Here is a 17,283-nt window from a genome sequence, read left to right as displayed (position 1 = left end):
GAATTCAGTCGTCGCTCTTGGGTACGTTGACGCTGCCCTTGATATTGCTGTGCCGGATATCGCCGCTGCCGGTGGAGTGAACGGTGAAGTTTCCGCCGACGCCGTCGGCCGTCACATCGCCCGATCCAGTGCTGCCTACCTCGACATTGCGGCCAATGCCATCGAGCCGGATATCGCCGGAGCCGGTTCCCCCGATGCTGACATTGCCGGTGACGCGGTCAAAGCCGAGGTCGCCGGAGCCGGAATGGCCTGCATGGACGTCGCCCTGCACATCGCTGACGTGCACATCGCCCGATCCGCTGCCTCGCAGATCGACGCTGCCGACGTGTTGGGCCTTGACGTCGGCCGAGCCGACTTTCAGCGTCAGTGGGCCGGCGATACGGTCGGCGATAAGGTCGCCGGAGCCCGAATCGAAATTCAGCGAGGCAAGATCGGCGGCATTGACGTCGCCCGAGCCGCTGTCGACGGCAATGGCCAATGTCGCCGGCACGCGCACCACCAGCTTCATATACGCGTAGCTGGAACCGAACACGTTCATGTTGATATAGCCACGGTTGCTGCTGGTATCCACCGTGGCATGATCGCCACTGCGTCGGGCGTTGACCTGCAGGTCCTGCAGCTTCGAGGCGTCCGAGGCGCAGGCGGTGCCGCGCACTTCGACCTTGGTCAGGCCGGGAGCGCTTCGAATATCCAGGTCGGTCGACCCGAGTGTCAGCATCAGGTCTTTCAGGCCGGCCGCGTCGAGGTCGGCATTGCGCGCGGCGGTGAATTTGCATTCGTTGGCGCTCGCCGCCAGCGGCAGCGCGAGAAGCAGTAGGGCAGAAATAAGTGTGCGCATGTGTTCACTCCCGGTGGGTAACGGATCATGAGATGCGGCGCAGCGGCCAAAGGTTTACTGCCGCGATTTCCGCGAGCGGCGCGGGTTGACTCATGCCGCCTTCCAGGTGTCGGTAAACGCTCGCTGGAAATTGAGGCCGAGCACCTTGTCGACGATGCGCGGCGTGTAACCACGCTTGGTCAGACCTTGGGCAATGATGCGGTATCGATCGGGGCGATTGAGCCCGACCACGAAAGGCGGTGGCCCTTCGCCCGGGGCACCCACGCCACTGGCCTTGCGCGCGACGATGATCTTGTTCCACTCCACCATATTGGCCGGCGAGGTATCGAACGGCATCAGCATGGCGTCGCTGCCGATGCCGACGTGATCTTCTCCGCAGACGTTCAAGGCGTGGGTTATGTGGCGAAGATAGTCGTCCAGCGTCGGCTGCTTCGGCGCCCGCGCCAGAAACGACAGGTCGTAGATGCCGACCACGCCACCTTTGGCCGCCATCGCGCGCAATACGGCATCGCTTTTATTGCGCGGGTTGGCAAAGACAGCGGAGCAGCCGGCGTGGGTGATGAGTGCGGGCGTTTCCGATGCGGCCAGTGCGGCCAGCGTGGATAACTCGTCACAGTGGCTGAGGTCCAGCGATACGCCCAGCGCGTTCATTCGCTGCACGGCTTCGCGTCCGAGCGGCGTCAGTCCCTCCGATGGCTGCGGGCTCAATACGCCGGACGCGAACGGCGAGGGCTTGTTGTAGGAAAGCTGCATCACGCGCACGCCGCGCGCGCGAAAAAGGTCGATGCGCTCGATCTTGCCTTCCAGCATCTCCACGCCTTCGAACGAATAGATGATGCCGACCTTGCCGCTGCGCTTGGCCTGGAGAAAATCGGCCGGCTCGCTGACCCTCATATAGATATGCGGGTTGGCGCGAATGCCTTTGTCGTAGTCGTCCATTTCCGAACTGGTCTGGACAAAGTCGTTGCCGCTGCCGCCGATCGTCGCCTTCAGTGCGGTCAGGCCGGATGACAGCACCGCCTTGGCGGTGGCTTCGTCCAGCGCGCCACCCGCGTCATTGAACGGCGGGACCAGGTTGCCGTCGATGAGGGTGGCACTTCCGGGAAAAGCACCGACGGTCGATACCTTCGTCGAGGCCCGTGCTGTTCGCGCCAGAACCATGCCGGCCGCCAAGGCCGATGACAGTTTCAGGAATTCGCGCCGATCTATCGTCATGGTTGGGGTCTCGAGAAGTCAGTGTGGAGCGCCGGATTGCATGACGCATTGAGCTCCTGGCAGCTATCGTGCCAGCCGCGGCGTGGCGCGGGCACTCAATCCGGATCTCAGCATGGTGTCCGCGGACTATCGCAGGTGTCCGAGCGGACAGCGGTGTCGTCCTTCGAAAAGGCGCGGTCCGCTGGTTCACTGCCGATACCGCCGCTACGCCAGAGGCTGAACAAAGCCCGCATCTTCAGCTAGCGAAACAGGCACTTGCGCCACGATGTCTTGAAACCTGGCGCCGATGCGCCTAGCTTTGCCCCGAGATACCAATACGTGGAAGTGTCATGAGCCACTCGCCGACCATTGTCCGCCGCGATCTGCATTTCGATATGGCTGCCGATATCCCGCGTTTCTGGGTCGAAGGGGATGCGCACAAGACGCGCTTTTTCGACGCGATGTCGCTGATGTTTCCCGACGGCGAGCGTTTTTTCATCGACAGCGTGCGCGCGTTCCGTGCTCAGATCGCCGATGACCCGGTGCTCGACGCCGAAGTGAGCGGCTTTATCGGACAGGAGGCGATGCACAGTCGCGAGCATCTCGAATACAACGATCGTCTGGAGAAGCAGGGCATCGGCGCCAAAGAGCTGGTACAGGTGCTGAAGACGTTCCAGGAAAATCGCGCGAAGAAGCTTCCGCCGCTAGGTCAGCTTGCGGTGACGATCTGCCTGGAGCATTTCACCGCAATGCTGGCCGATCAGATACTGCGTCATCCCGGAACCATGCACAGATCGGATCCACGTATGGCGGCGATCTGGCAATGGCATGCGTTGGAGGAAACCGAACATAAGGGCGTGGCGTTCGACGTGTTTCGACGCGTCGGCGGTTCGCCGCTGAAACAGTACCTGCGCCGCACTCGCGCCATGCTGTTCGTCACCGGGCTGTTCACTTTTAGGGTGTGGCAGTTCATGTGGCGTATTTCAAAGGCCGAGGGCACGCAGAAAGACTGGCGCGGCTGGCTGCGCCTGCTGGGCTTTCTATTCGTGTCGCCCGGTCCGATCACCCGCATCGGCAGCCAGTGGCTGTCGTGGTTCGTGCCGGGGTATCACCCGTGGAAGCACGACAACCGCAAGCTCGTTGAAGCCACGCGCCGGCACTATGACGAGCTGGCGAAAGCGAAGCCTTTGCCGCAGGCGAAGGCATGGGCGGCTGCCGCCGGCTGATCCGGGTTCGCAAGTCTTAGGTAGCTGAGCTGGCGCCATATCGCCGAAGATGATTCGATCGGGGCATCCCTCAACCACCATGCCGCGGAGCCGTACGATGACCATCGAGATAAAAATGCTGGCCTGGTCCATCGCGCTGGGCCTGGCCTACGTGCTTGTCGCGGCCTGTCTGGCTACCGCGCAGCGCGGGATCCGATGGAACGCCGGCAACCGCGAGGGCGACGCCAAACCGCTGGTCGGCGTGGCCGCACGCGCCGAGCGCGCCAGCCGGAATTTTCTGGAAACCTTTCCGTTTTTCGCCGCCGCGGTGCTGGCCGTGGTGCTGACCCATCGCAACACAGATCACACGGCGCTTGGCGCGCAGGTTTATTTCTGGGCGCGCGCGGCGTACTGGCCGGTTTACGCAGCTGGCATTCCCTATGTGCGTACCGCAGTGTGGATCGTGGCGTTCTGGGGTTTTCTGCAGGTGATCGAAGCGCTGTATTAAGGGCTATGTCATCGCAGCGTAGTTTGGCGTCTGGTCGCTTAGAGCCTGTTTATGATCTCCACGTAGCCCGCGCCGGGAGATCGTAAACAGCCGCTTAGACCGGAATCCGTGCGGCGTGCAGCACCAGCACCACGACGCTGATGCCCGGCAGCGGCGCGGCAAAACCGATCAGGCTGGGCCGCACAGGGGTCGACATAGCGCGGTAGGGCCAAACGTCGGCGGTGCTGGCTGCAACTTCCACCTGGGCGTGCGGCACATGCGGCTTTCGGTTTGCATCCGGCAGTGGACTGAGAGAGGATCGAGCCATGTCGATGACGCCTCTGGGGCGATTTCGTCGATAGCGCTGTGAGCCCCGAGATTGGCTCCGTCTCGCCGTGCGCTGGCTGGCAGGGTTGGCACCGTGGGATTAGAAGCCAGCCGCTTGTGGTCAGGGCTGCTCTCGTGGATTGGAATTTATCGTGCGTGGTTAGCCGCAGTAAATCATGCGTATCGATGGTCCGTCAGCGCCCTGCGAAGCGCGCGTCGCGTCGATCAACGTGATGATTCGGCTCGCGTATGGCGCACGCGCGGCCGCATCGTGCGCCGCGTTCTTGCGACTGCATGCCTGGACGGCAGGTCCTGTACATGCTTGCCGAAAAAGCGCGCTGGCGCGCACGAACGGCTATCGCCATCTTCAAAACCACGTGCTTTTCTCATACCGCCGATTCGGCGGGGCCTTTCAAGGTTTCCGGTGATCTGTTCCGTCCGATGACCGGAGTCACAGCGGCGTGGACTGTCCCACGCCGTATTCACGCAGTCGTCGAGCAACGACGGCCGCTATTGCAAAGGAGTTTTACATGAACACGCATTTCGAACGTACCGGCCCCCTCACCGAAATCAGCAGTTATCCGCAGTGGGCACAGGACATGATCGCCGACTGCGCCAAGACCAAGGCACGCGTCATCGACCACGAAATCTGGAAGATGATGATGAATCTGGAGCTCGATCGCGAGTCGACCGCCAACTTCATGAAAGGCCTGTGGCCCTTCATCGAGCGCTTTCCCAGCTTTATGGCGCTCAACCTGCTGAAGACCCGTTATGGACGCAGCGCCGGTGACGACATGGCACGACGCTGGCTGGTGCGTAATATCCGCGTCGAGCAGAACCATGCCGAGTACTGGATCAACTGGGCCGAGGGGGCGGGTGTCTCGCGTGACGACCTTCTTCATACCGACGCGCCGCACGGCACGGATGGCCTGTTGCGCTGGTGCGAAGAAGTCAGCTCGCGCGGGACGCTGGCGGCAGGCATGATTGCCACCAACTATGCCATCGAGGGTGTCACTGGCGAGTGGTCAGCCATGATTTATCAGAGTACAAAGTACCGGGAGAGCTTCGATCCATCGATTCGTGCGGGCAGCTTGCGCTGGCTTCACCTGCACGCTGATTACGATGACACGCATCCGTGGGAGGCGTTGGAAATTGTCTGTACCATCATGGGTACGAACCCTTCGCCTGTTGAAGTCGCCCATCTGGCCGAGTGCATCAAACGTAGCTATGTGAGCATGATTCTTCTTGGGGATCGCTGTATCCAGCGTCAGTGGAGCTTCGGTAAGGTGAACGAGGCCGCAGCTTGATGTAGCTACTGGATGCATACTGCGAGAAGGATCGCCGAGGCTTAATCAAACCAAAAGGCAATCGATGCGTTTCATCGGTGCGAGTCTCAAGAGGCCTCTTTCAAAGCGGTTAATGCCGTTGGCCTACGCGCTTGCGGTTGTCATCGTGCTGATCATGGCGTTGACCTGGATTGTGTTGCAGGTCCAGATAACTCTCGCTGGTTTTCTCAACAGCGAGAGTCTTTGGTCCAAGGCGCAGAAGCAGGCCGTGATCGACCTGAGCAACTACGCTGTCAAAGGCGATGCGACGTCGCTTGCCAGTTTCAAGCACAACTTCGGGGTGCTTGAATCCGATCGTTTCGGTCGGGATGCCATCGCTTCGGGTCATTTCGACAAGGCGGTGATCGAGGACGTATTTCGCCGCGGCAGCATCATGCCGGCGGCGAGGCCGGGCATGACCTTTATGCTGGAGCACTTTTCCTCGGCGCCGCATATCAACGAGGCGTTGAATGCCTGGCGCTCCACCGACGATAAGATCGCCGAACTCAACGTGGTAGCCGGAGAGCTCGAACGCGGCTACGGCGCGGGGACCATGTCACAGACCGAGATCGAGCGTCAGCGCGAGCGTATCAATACGCTCAATACGTTCATCGAGCCGCGCACCCAGCTTTTCTCTGTCGAAGTGGTCAACGGTGCGATCTGGCTGGGCCGCGTGCTGTTCTGGGGCGTGCTCAGCGCGTTCCTGCTCGCGGCCGTCTTGTGGGTACGCATGGCGCGACGCATTCTGGACAGCATTCGTGGCAGCGAGGAGCGCTATCGCCTGGTATTCGACAGTGCGGCCGATGCCATCGTGATGGTGGACGAAGAAAGCGGCCGGATACTGGACGCCAACCAGGCGGCCAGCGCATGGACTGGGCGCCGCTGGGATGAACTGGTCGGCGACCGCTTCGTGCACCTGTTCACCCAGCAGATTTCTCGCAAGGAAGGTCGCCCGACCGTCAACGCGCTGCTCAATGCCGATGGCAGCAAGCGTCCGGTCGAAACGCAGAGCAGCCTGGTCGACTGGAGCGGGACGTCCGTGCGCCAGGCGATCATCCGTGACATCTCCGAGCGGGTGGCGATGGAGCAAGAGCGCCGCGTGGCGGCCGAGGCGCTGGCCAGCATCGTCGAGGGCGTGATCATCGCCGACGCCGACCGGCGGGTGGTGTCGACCAATATGGCGCACACCGGCATCACCGGTTTCACCACGCGCGAGCTGTTGGGCAAGCCCTTCGAAGATACCCGCACGCTGCCGGACGGCTCCCCGCTGCCGTTGTCGATCTGGAAAAACATCGCCGCGGGACACAATTGGCTCGGTGAAGTGCAGAGCACGCGGCGCGATGGCAGCACGTACCCCGAGCAGCTGAGTATCAGCGCCATCCGCGATGCGGAAAACAATGTGCAGTATTACGTGGCGGTGTTCACCAACATTTTTTCCAGCAAGGCCAACCAGCGTCGGCTGGAGCATCTGGCGCGGCACGACCCGCTCACCGGCATGGTCAACCGCTCGGAGTTCGAGCGCCACTGCAGCGAGGCGATTGCCGTGGCCGCGCGTGAGCGCATGGCCATCGCCGTGCTGTTCATCGACCTGGATGCGTTCAAGATCGTCAACGACTCCTACAGCCACGCGATCGGCGATCGCTTGCTGGTGAAGGTGGCCGAGCGGATCAGCCAGCAACTGGCCGAGGGCGATATGGCCGGGCGCATCGGCGGCGACGAATTTACCGTGCTGCTGCATCGACTGAGCCTGCGCGAGGACGCCCGGCCGATCGTCAACCGGCTGCTGGCGAGCCTGTCCGAACCGTTTGTGGTGGACGAGTACGAAATTTTTCTGAGCGCCAGCATCGGCGTGGCGGGTTTTCCGCTGGATGGCACCGACGCGTCGTCGCTGATCGCCAATGCCGACGCGGCGATGTACGCGGCGAAAACCCAGGAGCGCAATGCCTACCGCTTCTACTCGCCGATGATGCACGCCAATACGCGCAAGCGCCTGCAGCTGGCCAGCGAGCTGCGTCAGGCGCTGGCTCGCGACGAGTTCTATCTGGTGTACCAGCCCAGCGTGGAAATGCGCACCGGGCGCATCGTGGCAGTGGAGGCGCTGCTGCGCTGGCAGCATCCCGAGCGCGGCGAGATATTGCCCGGCGAGTTCATCCCCATGGCCGAAAGCCTGGGCATGATCCGACGCATCGACGAGTGGGTGCTGCAGGCGGCCTGCGCACAGATTCAGGCGTGGGATCTCGCTGGCGTGCCGGCAATCCGGGTGGCGGTGAATATTTCCGCGCGCTGGTTCGGTCAGCCGGCCTTTGTCGAAGGCATCCATCGCACGCTGCTGGCGCGCCACGTTCCGGCGCAGCGGCTGCTGTTGGAGATCACCGAGAGCGCCATGCTGCGCCTCGGTGAAGATACCGAGCGCACGATGCACATGCTGCACACGCTGGGCATCGACGTGGCGATCGATGATTTTGGCACCGGCTATTCCTCGATGTCCTATCTCAAGCTGCCGGCCGTGGCGTTTTTGAAGATCGATCGCTCCTTCGTCACCGGCTTACCGGATAACGCCGGTGACGTGGCGATTGCCGAGGCGATGCTGGCGATGTCGAAGGCTCTGGGCCTCACGACGATTGCCGAAGGCATCGAAACCGAGGCGCAGCACGAATTTCTGCTGCGCGCCGGCTGCATGGAAGGGCAGGGTTATCTGTATTCCTACCCCGTGAGCCCGAGCAAGATCGAACGGCTGCTGCGCCCAAGCGCCACGCCGGGGGTCACCAAGCTCAGGCTCGTACCGCCCAAGCGTACCTAGCCAGGCTTTACGCGGCGACCGCGGCGTCCCTGGATGCGACCTGCAGCGGCGCGCAGTGCCGATGGAGCCACTCCAGGTCTGCCTCTTCCAGCAGCGGGCTCAGTGCGGCACGCACCTTGGCGTGATAGTCGTCGAGCCAGGCGCGTTCCTCCGGATTGAGCAGTGAGATTTCCAGCGCGTTGCGATCGAACGGGCACAGTGTCAGCGTTTCGAACGCGTAGAACTCGCCGAATTCGGTCGTATCCGCTTCGATCACCACGGCCAGGTTTTCGTGGCGAATGCCGTGGCGGCCCGGTTTGTACAGGCCCGGTTCGATCGAGCTGATCATGCCCGGCTCCAGCGCCACCAGCGCGCTGCCGGACACCGGCGGACGGATGCCGTGCGGGCCTTCGTGCACGTTGAGGAAATAACCCACGCCGTGGCCGGTGCCGTGGCCATAATCCATGCCCGAGGCCCACAGCGGCGCCCGCGCCAGCGCATCGAGCTGCGGGCCGCTGGCACCCTTGGGAAAACGGGCGCGGCTCAGCGCGATCATGCCCTTCATCACCAGGGTGGCATCGCGGCGCTGCTCGTCGGTGGTCGGGCCCAGCGCCAGCACGCGGGTGATGTCGGTGGTGCCGCCGTGGTACTGGCCGCCGGAGTCGATCAGCAGCAGGCCTTTGGCCTGCAGGTGGCTGTGCTGCTCGGGCGTGGCGCGATAGTGCGGCAGGGCGCCGTTGGCCTGGTAACCGGCGATGGTGTCGAAACTCTTGCCGACGTAGCCGGGCTGGATCGAGCGCTCCTCATATAAAAGCGTGTCGACATCCAGCTCGGTCAGCGCCATGCCGGCGGCGAGACGCTGTTCCAGCCGGCGGAAGGCGCAAACCAGTGCGGCGCCGTCGCGGCGCATCACTTCGCGCACATGGTCGAGTTCGGCGGCGCTTTTGCGCGCTTTCATCGCGGTGCTGGGGTTGGCAGCCTCGATGCGCTTGACCGCCGCAGGAATGGCGGCGTCGATGGTGCTGACGATGCGGCCGCTGTCCAGCAAAAGACTATCTTGCGCGCCCAGATCGGCGAGCGCGGAGGTGATCGTGGCGTAATCGGCGACCGCGATGCCGTCGGCGGCCAGCGCGCCGACCAGCGCATCGCTGAGTTTGCTGCGCGCGACAAATAACGTGCCGTGGCCGCCGGCTTCGATCAGCAGGTGTGCCAGAAAGACCGGGTTGCATTCCACGTCGCTGCCGCGCAGGTTGGTCAGCCAGGCGATATCGTCGAGGCTGGAAATAAGGTGATGCGTGGCGCCGAGCTTGCGCATGCTGTCGCGCACGCGGGCGAGCTTTTCTGCGCGGGGAATCACCGCAAAGGCCGCATCGTGCGCCACCACCGGAGCGGTGGGCAGCGCCGGGCGATCGCTCCAGATGGCACCTGGCAGATCGAGGTCCGTGCGCAGGGTGGCGCCGCGGTCGCTCAACTTTTTCTCGATCTGTCGCTGCGTATTCACCGCCACGCTGTCGCCCGCGATTGCCAGCACGTCGCCCTCATGCAAATGCTTTTGCAGCCACGCCAGGTGTTCGGCCGCGTGAGGCACCTGCAGCTTCATCAGCGAAATGCCGGTACCGGCCAGCTGCTGCTCGGCCTGCGAAAAATAGCGCGAGTCGGTCCACAGCCCGGCATGGTCGGCCGTAACGATCAGCGTGCCCGCGGAACCGGTGAAACCGGACAGCCATGCGCGTGCCTGCCAGTGGTCGGGGAGGTACTCTGAAAGATGCGGGTCGGCGCTGGGCACAAGTACGGCGGCGACACGATGCTGCTGCATGGCGGCGCGCAAGGCGGCCAGACGGCCGGGAATCGGGGAGATGGCGGAAGAGGTCATGCGTTCATGCTAGCAGGCGATCCGGCGCCTTTTCACGCGCTGCGACAGCGCCGTGGATGAATTAAATCGGTCGAATATTAAATGCTCTCTCGCAGCGGGACGGTTCTGCCGCTAAAATGCCTATTTCCAGCACGGCTACTTTCCATGACCCCCCTGATTTTTGTCACCGGCGGTGTGGTGTCCTCGCTTGGCAAGGGCATTGCTGCGGCTTCACTGGCCTCGATTCTGGAAGCCCGCGGGCTTTCGGTCACCATGATGAAGCTCGACCCGTACATCAATGTGGACCCCGGCACCATGAGCCCGTTCCAGCACGGCGAGGTCTACGTGACCGACGACGGCGCGGAAACCGATCTCGATCTCGGCCACTACGAGCGTTTCGTCAACACCCGCCTTGCCGGCAAGAACTCCATCACCACCGGCAAGATTTATGAAAGCGTGATCCGCAAGGAGCGCCGCGGCGACTATCTCGGCGCCACCGTGCAGGTCATCCCGCATATCACCGACGAGATCAAGCACTGCATCCACGAGGCCACGCGCGGCTTCGATGTGGCGCTGGTCGAGATCGGCGGTACGGTCGGCGATATCGAGTCGCTGCCGTTCCTCGAAGCCATTCGTCAGCTGCGCATCGAACACGGCCCCGAAAAAGTGGTGTTCATGCACCTGACCCTGGTGCCGTATATCAAGGCCGCCGGCGAGATCAAGACCAAGCCGACCCAGCATTCGGTGAAGGAGCTGCGCTCGATCGGTATTCAGCCCGACATTCTGCTGTGCCGAAGCGAGCAGGCGCTGCCCGAGGGCGAGCGTCGCAAGATCGCCCTGTTCACCAACGTGCCGGAGCAGGCGGTGATCAGCGCGGTCGACGTCGACGTGATCTACAAGACGCCGCTGTGGCTGCACAGCCAGGGCCTGGACGACATCGTGGTGAAGCGCCTCGGCCTGGATGCCAAGCCGGCTGATCTTTCCGCCTGGCAGCGCACGGTCGACGCAGTGGTGAATCCGAAAGACGAGATCACCGTCGCCATCTGCGGCAAGTATGTCGAGCACAAGGATGCCTACAAGTCGCTTGGCGAAGCCCTGCGCCACGGCGGCATCAAGCAGCAGACGCGAGTCAATCTGAAATGGATCGATTCGGAGCAGATCGAGGCCGACGGTGCCGCGGCGGTGCTTTCCGATGTCGATGCCATTCTGGTGCCGGGCGGCTTCGGCAAGCGCGGCTTCGAGGGCAAGATTCTGGCCGCCCGCTATGCGCGTGAGCACGGCGTGCCGTACTTCGGCATCTGCTACGGCATGCACGCGGCGGTAATCGACTTTGCCCGCCATGTGGCGAATCTGCCTGAGGCCGATTCCAGTGAGAACGATCGCAATACGCCCGATCCGGTGATCGCGTTGATCACCGAATGGACCACCGCCACGGGCGAAGTCGAACAGCGCAGCGATCGCTCCGACCTCGGCGGCACCATGCGCCTGGGTTCGCAGGAGTGCCGCCTCAAGGCCGGCACGCTGGCACGCGAGCTTTACGGCCAGGATGTGATCGCCGAGCGCCATCGCCATCGCTACGAATTCAACAATCGCTACCGCCAGGCGTTCGAGGATCTAGGGCTGGTGATTTCCGGCAAGTCGATGGACGACCTGCTGGTGGAAATCGTCGAGCTGTCGCCGCAGGCGCACCCGTGGTTCCTCGGCTGCCAGGCGCATCCGGAATTCACCTCCACGCCGCGCGACGGCCACCCGCTGTTTATCGGGTTTGTCCGCGCCGCGCGTGAGTACAAGGCCGTGCGCGACGGCCATCGTCTGGCCCAGCAGGAGTCCATGGCATGAAATTGTGCGGTTTCGAAATCGGGCTGAACCAGCCGCTGTTCCTGATCGCCGGCCCGTGCGTGGTCGAGTCCGAGCAGCTGCAACTGGACGTCGCGGGCAATCTGAAGGAGATCACCGGCAAGCTCGGTGTCAACTTCATCTTCAAGTCGAGTTTCGACAAGGCGAACCGTTCGTCCGGCGAAAGCTTTCGCGGCCCGGGGCTGGAAGAGGGCCTGCGCATTCTCGGCGAAGTGCGCCGCCAGATCGGTGTGCCGGTACTTACCGATGTGCACGAGTACACGCCGATGGACGAGGTCGCCTCGGTGGTCGACGTGCTGCAGACGCCGGCCTTTCTGTGCCGGCAGACCGACTTCATCCAGAAGGTCGCGCGCGCTGGCAAGCCGGTGAATATCAAGAAGGGCCAGTTTCTGGCGCCGTGGGACATGAAGCACGTGGTGGCCAAGGCCAAGGCCGTGGGCAACGACGACATCATGGTGTGCGAGCGCGGCGCGAGCTTCGGCTACAACAACCTGGTGTCGGACATGCGCTCGCTCAGCGTGATGCGCGAAACCCAGTGCCCGGTGGTCTTCGATGCGACCCATTCGGTGCAGCTGCCGGGAGGCCAGGGCACCAGCTCCGGCGGCCAGCGCGAGTTCGTGCCGGTACTAGCGCGCGCCGCCGTGGCGGTCGGGATTGCCGGGCTGTTCGCGGAAACGCATCCCGATCCGAGCAAAGCACTTTCCGACGGCCCGAACGCGTGGCCGCTGGGCAAGATGGAAGCGCTGCTGGAAACGCTGATGGCGCTGGATGCGGTCACCAAGCGGCACGCCTTTCTCGAAGATTCGCTTTAAGCGCAGGCGCCGCTTTGGCGCGCGTGACTCCTTTCGTTAGCACCGTCCAGACAGGAACTCCATGACTACCGATATCACTCACATTCACGCCCGCGAAATCCTCGATTCACGCGGTAATCCCACGCTGGAAGCCGAAGTCACCCTGAGCGACGGCAGCTTTGGCCGCGCCGCGGTGCCGAGCGGCGCATCGACCGGATCGCGCGAGGCGGTCGAGCTGCGCGACGGCGACAAAGCCCGCTACGGCGGCAAGGGTGTGAAGAACGCGGTGGCCAACGTCAACACGACGATTGCCGATGCGCTGAAGGGTTTCGATGCGGTCGACCAGAAAGGTCTCGACGCCAAGCTGATCGCGCTCGACGGCACGCCGAACAAGGGCAAGCTCGGCGCCAACGCACTGCTCGGTGTGTCGATGGCAGCCGCGCACGCGGTGGCCGCGTCGCGCAAAGAGCCGCTGTGGAAGTATCTTTCAAACGGCAAGCCGGGTGCGCTGCCGGTGCCGATGATGAACATCATCAACGGCGGCGAGCATGCCGACAACAATATCGACGTGCAGGAGTTCATGGTGCTGCCGGTCGGCCTGCCGAACTTCGCCGAGGCACTGCGCGCCGGCGCGGAGATTTTCCATGCGCTGAAGAGCGTGCTGCACGGTCGCGGCCTGAGCACGGCGGTGGGTGACGAAGGCGGCTTCGCGCCGAACCTGCGTTCCAATATCGAGGCGCTCGACACCATCCTCGAAGCGATCGGTAAAACCGGGTACAAGGTCGGCAGCGAGATTCTGCTCGGGCTCGATGCCGCCAGCTCGGAGTTCTACAAGAACGGCAAATACGATCTGGCCGGCGAAGGCAAGCAGTACACCTCCGAACAGTTCGTCGACCTGCTGGCCGGCTGGGCCAAGCAGTACCCGATCGTCACCATCGAAGACGGCATGGCCGAAGGCGACTGGGATGGCTGGAAGCTGCTGACCGACGCCATCGGCGATCGCATCCAGGTGGTCGGCGACGATCTGTTCGTGACCAACCCGGCGATCTTCCGCGAAGGCATCGAAAAGCACATCGCCAATTCGATCCTGATCAAGGTCAACCAGATCGGTACGCTGTCCGAAACGCTGGAAGCCATCGAGATGGCTGACGCGGCCAGGTATTCGGCGGTGATCTCGCACCGCTCCGGCGAAACCGAAGACACCACGATCGCCGACATCGCCGTGGCCACCACGGCGACCCAGATCAAGACCGGTTCGCTCTGCCGCAGCGATCGCGTGGCGAAGTACAACCAGCTGCTGCGCATCGAAGAGCAGCTTGGCACCGCCGCGCGTTATGCCGGTCGCGGTGCGTTCCCCAATCTCAGCAAGCTGCCCGGCTGAGCGGGGCGTTTGACTGCCGATGCTGCGCTGGGTCGCCCTGGTTTTGCTCCTCATCCTGGTCGGACTGCAGCTGAAGCTGTGGTCCGGCGCGGGCAGCATGCGCGACGTCGACAGTCTGCGCGTCGCGGTGAAGAAACAGGGCGATGAAAACGATCGTCTGACTCAGCGCAATCAGGCGCTGGGCGCCGACGTGCAGGATCTCAAGCACGGCGACCAGGCCGTCGAAGCTCGCGCGCGTACCGAGCTGGGCCTGATCAAGCCGGGCGAAACCTTTTATCAGGTGGTCGAGGCGCCGGCTGCGGCTTCGTCAGTGCAGCCAGCAGCGGCATCGACGGCGGCGCAAGCCGGCCAGCCGTGAGTGTGCCGACACTTACAAGCGGCTCTTTCTGGTGCGTGGTGCCGGCGGCCGGACGCGGCACGCGGGTCGGCGGCGACTGCCCCAAGCAATATCTGCCGCTGGCCGGGCGCCCGCTGATTCTGCACACGCTCGAGCGCCTCGCGGCTCATCCGCGCATCGCCGGGCTGCTGGTGACGCTTGGTTCGTCGGATGTGCATTGGCCCGCAATCGACTCGCTGCACGGCAAGCCGGTGTTCACCGCCATCGGCGGTGCCGAGCGGAGCGATTCGGTGCTGGCCGGACTCGAGGCCTTACCCGCCAATGTGGGCGCCGATGATTTCATTCTGGTACACGACGCGGCAAGGCCCTGCGTGCGGCAGGCCGATATCAGCCGGTTGATCGATCTTTGCACAGCGGTGGATGGCGGCCTGCTTGGTGCACCACTGCGCGACACCCTCAAGCGCGTCAACGACGCGTCGCGCAGCATGGCCACCGAGCCGCGCGACGAGCGATGGCGTGCGTTTACGCCACAGATGTTTCGTCGTGGCCAGTTGAGTGCAGCCTTGCACGATGTCGCCGCACGCGGCGTCAAGGTCAGCGACGAGGCGATGGCGATGGAGCAGGCCGGCTTCGCGCCGCTGCTGGTCGAAGGCGCCGAGGACAATATCAAGATCACGACGGCGGCGGATTTTGCGCTAGCCGAGTTTCTGCTCGCGAGGACGGGATGATGCGCATTGGTAACGGCTTTGACGTGCATGCGTTCGGCGAAGGCGATCACGTCACCCTTGGCGGTGTGCGCGTGCCGCACAGTCATGGCGTGATCGCGCATTCGGACGGCGACGTGGTCATCCACGCACTGTGCGACGCGATTTTCGGCGCGTTGGCGCTGGGCGATATCGGCGTGCATTTTCCGCCGAGCGACGAGCGCTGGCGCAACGCGGACAGTCGCCAGTTTCTTCGTCATGCGGCCATGCTGATGGCGCAACACGGCTATGCGCTGGGCAATGCCGATATCACGGTGATCGGCGAACGACCCAAAGTTTCCCCGCACGCGCAGGCGATGCGCGAATGCCTGGCGGCGGATCTCGATAGCGAAGTCAGCCGCATCAGCGTCAAGGCCACCACGACCGAGAAGCTCGGCTTCACCGGCCGCCGCGAAGGCATCGCCGCGCAGGCCACCGTTCTGCTCGAGCGCCGTTGAGCGCTCGTTGAATCATCAAAATGCCGGCGTTGCCGGTGGAGCGTCATGTCCGAATCCGAAGAGACTCCCGTTCAAGCGAGGTCGCGCGAGCCCGCCGAGAGCACGTCGATCAACACGCCACTGCCGTGGGCCTATGGCGTGCCGCCGCTCAAAGCACAGTTGCGCAGCACGCCCGACGATTTCCGGGTCGAGGAAGTACTCGGTTACGACGCCGACGGCCAGGGCGAACATGCGCTGCTGTGGGTGGAAAAACGCGGTGCCAACACCGACTGGGTAGCCAGAGAGCTGGCGAAATTCGCCGGCGTAGCGCAGGTAGCCGTCGGCTATGCCGGCATGAAGGATCGGCACGCGGTGACGCGGCAGACCTTTTCCGTGCAACTGGCGGGCAAGCCTGACCCGGACTGGTCGACTTTTCCGCATGCCGACGTGAAAGTGCTGGCGGCCACGCGGCATTCGCGCAAGCTCAAGCGCGGCGCGCTGCGTGGCAATCGTTTCGTGCTGGTGCTGAGGCAAGTGCAGGGCGACCGCGATGCTGCCGAGCACGTATTGCAGCAGATCGCCAGGCGCGGTGTGCCGAACTACTACGGCGAGCAGCGCTTCGGTCGCGAAGGCGGCAACGTGGCGCAGGCGCGCGCCATGTTCGCCGGGCGCCGCGTCGAGCGCGACAAGCGCTCGTTTCTGCTTTCGGCGGCGCGGTCGCAGATATTCAACAGCGTGCTGGCCGCGCGTGTCGAGAGGGACGCGTGGGACAGCCCGCTCGACGGCGACATCTGGGCCCTGGCCGGCTCGCGCTCGTGGTTCGGGCCGGAGCCTTTCAGCGAGGTGCTGGCCGAGCGGCTGGCGCGTTTGGACATTCATCCGTCCGGTCCGCTGTGGGGCCAGGGCGAGCTGCCCAGCAAGGGAGCGGCCGGTGCGCTGGAGCAATCCATTGCTGAAAGTTACAGCGATCTGGCGGCGGGTCTGGTCGCCGCCCGCATGGACCAGGAGCGCCGGCCGCTGCGATTGGTGCCGACCGATCTGACATGGCGCTGGCTGGAGGAGGATGCGCTGGAACTGTCTTTCGAACTGCCGGCCGGCGCGTACGCTACGGTCGTGGTGCGCGAACTGGCGCAGAGCTGATCGGCGCAGGCGCTCAGCCTTTCAGCAATACGACGACAGCGCCGGTGCCGCCTTGCGCCGGACGCGCCGAGGCAAAGGCGATCACGTCGTCGCGCCGGCGCAGCATGCGATCGGTCAGACCTTTCAATACCGGCCCGGCGGCGCGCGAGCGCAGGCCCTTGCCGTGCACGATGCGCACGCAGCGCAACCCGTTTTGTTTGGCTTCGGCGAGAAACATGATGATGGTGGACTGCGCCGCCGCGGCGTTCATCTGGTGCAGGTCGATATCGTCCTGCACGCTGAACTGACCGCGCTTGAGCTGGCGCAGCAGTTTGGGCGAATAGCCGTCGCGCAGATAGCTCAGTTCCTCGCCCACTTCGAGCACGGCCGGATCGAACGCCATGTCGAGCAGCTCGCCGGGCACCGCGGCCTCGTCCGCTTCGAACATGTGCGGACGTGGTTCCGGTTTGGCCGCTGCAGGTGGCGGGACGACGGAATCGAGCTTGCGCACCTCGCCGATCGACTCGCGAAACAGCCGGCTGTCGTCGTCATTGATCGGTGCGGATGCGCGGCGCTTCATGGCCCCATGCTAACCAAAGCGTGCGTGATGG

At 63.7% G+C, this 17,283-nt stretch carries 16 protein-coding genes; 11 read left to right on the top strand and 5 right to left on the bottom strand.

All coding sequences use genetic code 11. The features are described 5' to 3' along the window. Positions 1-4: 4 nt before the first annotated feature. Both HDE76_RS03780 and HDE76_RS03775 read right to left on the bottom strand, forming a co-directional pair. Positions 5-838 carry a DUF4097 family beta strand repeat-containing protein gene (locus HDE76_RS03780; RefSeq protein ID WP_179476923.1) on the bottom strand — a complete coding sequence of 278 codons (834 nt, stop codon included), beginning with the start codon at positions 836-838 and terminating at the stop codon, positions 5-7. Positions 839-928: 90 nt separating this feature from the next. Beyond that, positions 929-2,053, bottom strand: a complete 1,125-nt coding sequence (locus HDE76_RS03775; protein ID WP_184505485.1) for a membrane dipeptidase — start codon at positions 2,051-2,053, stop codon at positions 929-931. Positions 2,054-2,382: 329 nt separating this feature from the next. Here HDE76_RS03775 and HDE76_RS03770 point away from each other — a divergent pair, with 329 nt between their 5' ends. Further along, complete coding sequence (locus HDE76_RS03770; RefSeq protein ID WP_179476921.1) at positions 2,383-3,258, top strand: metal-dependent hydrolase; 876 nt, start codon at positions 2,383-2,385, stop codon at positions 3,256-3,258. 97 nt (positions 3,259-3,355) lie between these two features. After that, positions 3,356-3,745, top strand: a complete 390-nt coding sequence (locus HDE76_RS03765) for an MAPEG family protein (protein ID WP_179476920.1) — start codon at positions 3,356-3,358, stop codon at positions 3,743-3,745. Positions 3,746-3,839: 94 nt separating this feature from the next. On the opposite strand, the gene HDE76_RS03760 is transcribed toward HDE76_RS03765, so the two are convergent. Then, a complete protein-coding gene (locus tag HDE76_RS03760; protein WP_179476919.1) occupies positions 3,840-4,052 on the bottom strand; it encodes a hypothetical protein in 213 nt (70 codons plus the stop codon). A gap of 529 nt (positions 4,053-4,581) precedes the next feature. On the opposite strand from HDE76_RS03760, the gene HDE76_RS03755 reads away from it, so the two are divergent. Beyond that, positions 4,582-5,358: an iron-containing redox enzyme family protein gene (locus HDE76_RS03755; protein ID WP_179476918.1), complete on the top strand. Its 777-nt coding sequence runs from the start codon at positions 4,582-4,584 to the stop codon at positions 5,356-5,358. A gap of 112 nt (positions 5,359-5,470) precedes the next feature. Further along, positions 5,471-8,176, top strand: a complete 2,706-nt coding sequence (locus HDE76_RS03750; RefSeq protein ID WP_179476917.1) for an EAL domain-containing protein — start codon at positions 5,471-5,473, stop codon at positions 8,174-8,176. A 7-nt stretch (positions 8,177-8,183) separates the two neighbouring features. Here HDE76_RS03750 and HDE76_RS03745 read toward each other — a convergent pair whose 3' ends face one another. After that, positions 8,184-10,028: an aminopeptidase P family protein gene (locus HDE76_RS03745; protein WP_179476916.1), complete on the bottom strand. Its 1,845-nt coding sequence runs from the start codon at positions 10,026-10,028 to the stop codon at positions 8,184-8,186. Positions 10,029-10,172: 144 nt separating this feature from the next. On the opposite strand from HDE76_RS03745, the gene HDE76_RS03740 reads away from it, so the two are divergent. From HDE76_RS03740 to truD, 7 genes are all read left to right on the top strand, one after another. Next, the gene (locus HDE76_RS03740) at positions 10,173-11,846 is read left to right on the top strand and encodes a CTP synthase (protein ID WP_184505483.1); all 1,674 of its coding nucleotides are present in this window, start codon (positions 10,173-10,175) and stop codon (positions 11,844-11,846) included. Continuing rightward, complete coding sequence (gene kdsA, locus HDE76_RS03735) at positions 11,843-12,676, top strand: 3-deoxy-8-phosphooctulonate synthase (RefSeq protein WP_184505481.1); 834 nt, start codon at positions 11,843-11,845, stop codon at positions 12,674-12,676. The genes HDE76_RS03740 and kdsA overlap by 4 nt, the downstream gene beginning before the upstream one ends. A gap of 61 nt (positions 12,677-12,737) precedes the next feature. After that, complete coding sequence (eno, locus tag HDE76_RS03730) at positions 12,738-14,036, top strand: phosphopyruvate hydratase (RefSeq protein ID WP_179476913.1); 1,299 nt, start codon at positions 12,738-12,740, stop codon at positions 14,034-14,036. A 19-nt stretch (positions 14,037-14,055) separates the two neighbouring features. Further along, positions 14,056-14,394, top strand: a complete 339-nt coding sequence (gene ftsB / locus HDE76_RS03725; RefSeq protein ID WP_179476912.1) for a cell division protein FtsB — start codon at positions 14,056-14,058, stop codon at positions 14,392-14,394. Positions 14,395-14,396: 2 nt separating this feature from the next. Then, complete coding sequence (gene ispD, locus HDE76_RS03720) at positions 14,397-15,101, top strand: 2-C-methyl-D-erythritol 4-phosphate cytidylyltransferase (protein ID WP_343205639.1); 705 nt, start codon at positions 14,397-14,399, stop codon at positions 15,099-15,101. Continuing rightward, positions 15,101-15,574 carry a 2-C-methyl-D-erythritol 2,4-cyclodiphosphate synthase gene (gene ispF / locus HDE76_RS03715; protein WP_304624545.1) on the top strand — a complete coding sequence of 158 codons (474 nt, stop codon included), beginning with the start codon at positions 15,101-15,103 and terminating at the stop codon, positions 15,572-15,574. The genes ispD and ispF overlap by 1 nt, the downstream gene beginning before the upstream one ends. Before the next feature lie 45 nt (positions 15,575-15,619). Then, entirely contained in the window at positions 15,620-16,693 is a 1,074-nt protein-coding gene (truD, locus tag HDE76_RS03710; protein WP_184505479.1) for a tRNA pseudouridine(13) synthase TruD, read from the top strand. A gap of 13 nt (positions 16,694-16,706) precedes the next feature. Here the strand turns inward: truD and HDE76_RS03705 are convergent, their stop codons facing one another. Next, positions 16,707-17,252 (bottom strand): Smr/MutS family protein, encoded by a 546-nt coding sequence (locus tag HDE76_RS03705; RefSeq protein WP_179476909.1) that lies wholly within the window; start codon positions 17,250-17,252, stop codon positions 16,707-16,709. Positions 17,253-17,283 lie beyond the last annotated feature (31 nt).

It is taken from the genome of Rhodanobacter sp. ANJX3, from assembly GCF_014200755.1.
Taxonomy (GTDB): Bacteria; Pseudomonadota; Gammaproteobacteria; order Xanthomonadales; family Rhodanobacteraceae; genus Rhodanobacter.
The sequence above is the reverse complement of the archived record's forward strand: the minus strand, read 5'-3'. Positions and strand labels throughout refer to the sequence as shown.